The following is a 5,277-nucleotide window of genomic DNA, read 5'->3' on the forward strand; positions in this document are numbered from 1 at the left end:
GTTATCAACCGCCTTGACGATGAGTTCGCTCCCGTTCTTCTGCTCCTTGACCGCTATTTCCATCTGCTGTACCTGATGCAGGACGTTCTCCACGGCGCCGCCTATCTGGCGCCCGCCCTTGGCCTGTTCTGCCATAGCATATTTCACCTGTCTCGTCAGGTCGTTGATCTGCTCCGTAGCGGATTGAACGTTTTCACTGCCTGTCTTCTGGTTATTGATCGCCTGGTGGATCTGCTCGATCATGGTGTTCATATGATCAACCGCACTGCGCACCGATGTAATACCCTTGGATTGTTCCACGGTGGTTCGTTCAATCTCCCGCGCCATCCCCTCGGCCACAGCAGTGTTGTCCCTGATCTTCTTTATTGACTGGCCGGCTTCCCGGGCGAGGTTCTTCCCCTGCTCGGCCTTCTCCTTACCTACCTGAATCGATTCCACGGCATCCTTGGCCTCTTTTTGAACCGCCTTGATAATGCTGGTAATCTCTTTGGTTGAAGACGCAGTCCTTTCGGCCAGGGCCTTGATCTCGTTGGCCACCACGGCAAACCCCTTGCCGTTCTCTCCGGCCTGAGCAGCAAGAATCGAGGCATTGAGGGAAAGGAGTTCGGTCTGGTCAGCGACTTCATTAATCACGGTCAGGATCCGCCCGATCTCCTCGGACCTCTGGTAAAGGCTCATCACAATCCCTGCCGACTTTTCCACTGCCTCCTGGATCTGGTCCATGCCGTCCATGGTATCCACCACGGACATCATCCCCATCTCGGCGGCATCGGTGGCAACATTCCCTGCAATCTCCACGGATTCTTTGGCATGTGAAGCCACCTCATGGATGCTCGTGTCGATCTCCGCTATGGTGGAGACAAGATCCTCAGACGAGGCCGAGAGGCGCTCGACTCCTTCCGCAATCTGTTTGATGGATGCGGTCATTTCAAAGATCGAAGAGGAGGTTCTTTCCACGGATTCGGAAAGAAGACCGGTGCTGTTGGCCACCTGATCGATAGAGGCCGTCATCTCCAGAATGGAAGAGGAGGTCTCCTCGGCCGAACTCGCCAGACTCTCGACACTCTGGCCGATCCCCTGGATGGAACGGGTGAGTTCCTCCACGGAAGAACAGGCCGAGTCCAGCGAATCCGCTTCATTCTTGGCCCCGCGGGTGATCTTCCTGGAATTTGTGGAGATGCTTTCGGCCATGATTGAAAGGGTTTTCGTGGCGCTGACAATATTCTTTAATACCGTTTTCAGGTGGGTTGCAATGTTCTGAATGGCGCCGGAGAGTTCCTGGATATCGGTCAGCGAACTGGTCGTCTCCCATATATCCAGATTCCCATCGGCAACCTTCCGGGCCGCCATCAGCATATCCTTCAACGGACTCAGGATCTTTTTCTGAATCAGCCAGGATGCAAAGGGGATCATGATACAGAGGGAAAGGAACCCGAACAGGAAGACCCGCTCCACGACCTCGATCCCGATCATCTCTCCCTGATCTTTTGACAGCACGTGAAAGAGAGGTAGAGAAGCAAAGATCAAGGTCAAAAATGCGATGGTTCCGAGGAGCAGCACGATGCGGCTGGTCAAACTTTTTGAAACAGCATGGTTTTGAAAAAAATTGGCCAACCCTGAGTCCTCCTTTTCATAAAAGGATGGTGGATTTTTTTTCTGAAAACATCTTCTTATAATTACAATGATGACCATGGGAAGCGGTTCAATTTCCCATATAAATATTACATCACAGATGTTTAACCTTGTAAACGTTTTTTTCTTGAATCCAGCCGGCTTATGCATTATTTTCTTAGGCTATGGAATGAGTTCCCGCATGGCCTCCTCTGACGGACAGCGGGAACCCGGCGGGAGGCGGCAATAAAGACCTGATATAAACCGCATATTCCCGCATTAAACATAATAAATGATGCGTCATACGGGAGTAACCATCCTGTAGCGAAGGTTTTACAGAGTTATCCAGTTTTTTTGGGGGAAACGGATCAAGAATCACCGGGCCGGCTGCTATCCCACGGGTCCGGGCTCTAAAGAGGAGCGGATGTCAACCATGGTTTTTTTTCTGGCTAAGCGGATCCTGATGATATTCCCGATGCTTCTGGGGATTACGGTGATCACATTTATCGTGATCCATCTCGCCCCGGGAAGCCCAACCGATTCGATCACTGAACTCAATCCGAGGGCCTCGGCACAAGCCAGGGAGAACCTCAAGCGGCTCTATGGCCTGGACAAACCCCTCCACATCCAGTATATGAATTGGGTCCGCCGCCTCGCCATGATGGATCTCGGCAGCTCTTTCACCGATGGGAGGAAGGTCCTCGACAAGATAAGAGAAAGACTACCCATCACCATCCTGATCAACGCCCTTTCCCTGTTCCTGATCATCATGACGGCCGCCCCCATAGGGATCATCTCAGCCACACGGCAGTACTCCCTCTTCGACAAGGCCACAACCGTCCTTGTTTTTATCGGCTTCGCCATGCCCACCTTCTGGCTGGCCCTCCTTCTCATCATCCTTTTCGGGGTCCAGCTCGGCTGGCTGCCGATCTCCGGCCTTCAGTCCATGCATGCAGAAGAACTCACATTCTGGCAGCTCTTCTGGGACCGGTCCAGGCACCTGGTCCTCCCGATCTTTGTGAGCAGTTTTAGCGGCCTCGCAGCCTATTCCCGATACATGCGATCCAGCATGCTTGAGGTGATCAGGCAGGACTATATCCGGACCGCGCGGGCCAAGGGACTTCCGGAAAGAAGCGTCATCTACAAACATGCCCTGCGAAACGCCATGATGTCCACGATCACCATTATCGGCCTGGCCATACCGGGCCTGATCGGCGGAAGCGCCATCTTTGAGCAGATCTTTGCCATACCCGGTATGGGGAAACTCTTTCTGGATGCCACATGGGCCAGAGACTATCCTGTGGTGATGGGGATCCTGGTCATCGGCGCCTTCCTGACCCTGGTGGGCAATTTCATTGCGGACATCGCCTATGCCATGGTGGATCCGAGAATCCGTGTGGAGGAGATCGGATGAAAACAAACCGGCCGTACGCCGGGATCTTCATGCGCCGCTTCAGAAAGAATAAGCTTGCCATGGCCGGTTCCATGATCATCCTGTTCCTTTTCTGTCTGGCCCTGTTCTCGCCTTATATCAGCCGCTATGATCCGTCCAAGATCGATGTCGGGCAGATCCTGATCCCGCCCAATACCCGGCATTGGATGGGAACCGACGAGTCCGGACGGGATGTCATGAGCCGGATGATCTACGGGGCGCGCATCTCCATGCTGGTCGGCTTCGTGGCCGTGGGGATCACCACCCTGATCGGGATCTTTTTCGGCGCCATTGCAGGATATTACGGAGGGAAGATTGATGCCGTCATCATGCGCTTCGTGGACATCATGCTCTGTTTCCCCACTTTTTTTCTCATCCTCGCCGTCATCGCCGTCCTGGAACCGAGCCTCCGAAATATCATGATCGTCATCGGCGTCACCAGCTGGATGGGCGTGGCCAGGCTGGTCCGGGCGGAATTCCTCTCTCTCAAGGAACAGGAGTTCGTCCAGGCCGCCCGAGCCTTCGGCGCCTCGGATTTCAGAATCATCTTCCGCCACCTCCTCCCCAACGCCATGGCCCCGGTGCTGATCTCCGCAACGTTCGGGATCGCCGGCGCCATCCTGACGGAATCCGCCTTGAGTTTCTTCGGGCTCGGCGTCCAGCCGCCGACGCCGAGCTGGGGGAATATCCTGAGTTCCGGATACAAATATATTGATTTCGCCCACTGGCTCTCCATTTTTCCGGGGCTGGCCATCCTGATCACCGCTCTCGGCTACAACCTCCTGGGCGAAGGGCTCAGGGATGCCCTGGACCCCCGTCTGAAAGGGTCTTAGAATGACAAGTTGTTGATTTATGACGCTCTGTATAAAAAGGGGTTTACAAGGGCAACGTCACACGTTAAAGTAATGTGTTGATATATCTTCTGATACATCGGAGAGCCATAACTGAATTTTGCCGTTTCCGCGGTTCAACGTTTTTCCAGGGTTCCTGTCCATGCCGAGGATCATTCAGAGATACATCCGAAACGAGGTCCTGTCCGCTTTTACCTTATCGATCTTTGTTTTTACCCTGGTCCTGTTCATGCAGAATACCCTGGGTCTCTCCGACATGATCATCACAAGGGGCGTGGGGTTAACGAACTTCCTCCTGATCGTGCTCTACACCCTCCCCTCCCTCTTGTGGCTCTCGATCCCCATGGCCTTCCTGATGGCCTCGCTCACAGGCATAGGGAGGCTCTCCATGGACAACGAGGTCATCGCCATGCATTCGCTCGGTATCGGGACCCTGAGTTTTCTCAGGCCGGTTCTGATCCTGGGGTGCATCCTTTTTGTCTTGAACTTCTCAATCGGGAGCGTCGGGGTCCCTTGGGGACGTTCATCCATGAACCGTCTTATCTATCGGATCCTGCAGGAGAGCGCCACCTCAGGGATCAAGGCCAACACGTTCAATGACCGCTTCACGGACTTGGTGATCTATGCCGAGAGCATCAACCCAGTGGGAAACACCCTGCAGAAGGTGATTATTGCCGATTACCGGGGTGATTTCCCTGAGACGATCACCGCCCTCGGCGGAACCATCCGGACCGACCCCTTGACCCTGTCCAACACCCTTCACCTGACCCGAGGATCGGTACACCAATACGACTCCAAACAAAAACGGTACCGTCTGATCCAGTTTCAGGACTACACCGTCTCCCTGAGCACCGATGTCGAGACAGCAAGGCACCTCAGCCTCATGCAGGAAAAGGAGCCGGCTGAGATGACTCCCGGAGAACTCAGGAAGGCCGCTGCGACAGGGGATCCGTCTCAAACAAGGGTATTTCGGATCCACTACCAGGAAAAGTTCTCGATTCCCTTTTCGTGCATAGTCTTTGGAATCTTTTCTATCCCCATCGGCATCCGCCTGAAAAAGTCCGGCGGATTCATCGGTTTGTCCTGGAGTCTCCTGATCGTTTTTCTGTATTACATCCTGATCGGGGCCGGACGAAAGCTCGGGTCCGAAGGGTTTATCCATCCGATCCTGGCTGCATGGATTCCCAATATGGTCTTCGGAACGTTAGGAGTCTATCTCCTCCTGAAAACTTCTCAAAAGATCCCGGCTGGACGAAGCGGGGAGGACAGCCGCATCTCCCGGATCAGGGAAAAGATAATGAAAGTTTTCGGCCACTAAAAAAATGGATAGAAAAAGGAACCAGTGCACAGAGAAAAACAAGAACCTTTTTGCCACGAATGACA

4 protein-coding genes are annotated in these 5,277 nt (G+C 53.8%); 3 read left to right on the forward strand and 1 reads right to left on the reverse strand.

Features of this window, described 5'->3' with window-relative positions:
• Positions 1 to 1,692, reverse strand: a 1,692-nt coding sequence (locus AUK29_02805) for a hypothetical protein (protein OIP65372.1), incomplete at its 3' end; no start/stop codon positions are given.
• A gap of 352 nt (positions 1,693 to 2,044) precedes the next feature.
• Here AUK29_02805 and AUK29_02810 point away from each other — a divergent pair.
• The 3 genes from AUK29_02810 to AUK29_02820 all read left to right on the forward strand — a co-directional run bounded on the left by AUK29_02810 (position 2,045) and on the right by AUK29_02820 (position 5,212).
• A complete protein-coding gene (locus tag AUK29_02810; protein OIP65375.1) occupies positions 2,045 to 3,025 on the forward strand; it encodes a diguanylate cyclase in 981 nt (326 codons plus the stop codon).
• A complete protein-coding gene (locus AUK29_02815) occupies positions 3,022 to 3,876 on the forward strand; it encodes a peptide ABC transporter permease (GenBank protein OIP65373.1) in 855 nt (284 codons plus the stop codon). The genes AUK29_02810 and AUK29_02815 overlap by 4 nt, the downstream gene beginning before the upstream one ends.
• 160 nt (positions 3,877 to 4,036) lie before the next feature.
• Positions 4,037 to 5,212, forward strand: a complete 1,176-nt coding sequence (locus tag AUK29_02820; GenBank protein ID OIP65374.1) for an LPS export ABC transporter permease LptF — start codon at positions 4,037 to 4,039, stop codon at positions 5,210 to 5,212.
• Positions 5,213 to 5,277 lie beyond the last annotated feature (65 nt).

It is taken from the genome of Nitrospirae bacterium CG2_30_53_67 (assembly GCA_001873285.1).
In the GTDB taxonomy this organism is placed as follows: domain Bacteria; phylum CG2-30-53-67; class CG2-30-53-67; order CG2-30-53-67; family CG2-30-53-67; genus CG2-30-53-67.

What these genes read in the sequence shown, in the direction of transcription:
- AUK29_02810 (OIP65375.1), top strand. Translation starts at nt 2,045, where the DNA reads ATGGTTTTTTTTCTGGCTAAGCGGATCCTGATGATATTCCCGATGCTT.
- AUK29_02815 (OIP65373.1), top strand. Translation starts at nt 3,022, where the DNA reads ATGAAAACAAACCGGCCGTACGCCGGGATCTTCATGCGCCGCTTCAGA.
- AUK29_02820 (OIP65374.1), top strand. Translation starts at nt 4,037, where the DNA reads ATGCCGAGGATCATTCAGAGATACATCCGAAACGAGGTCCTGTCCGCT.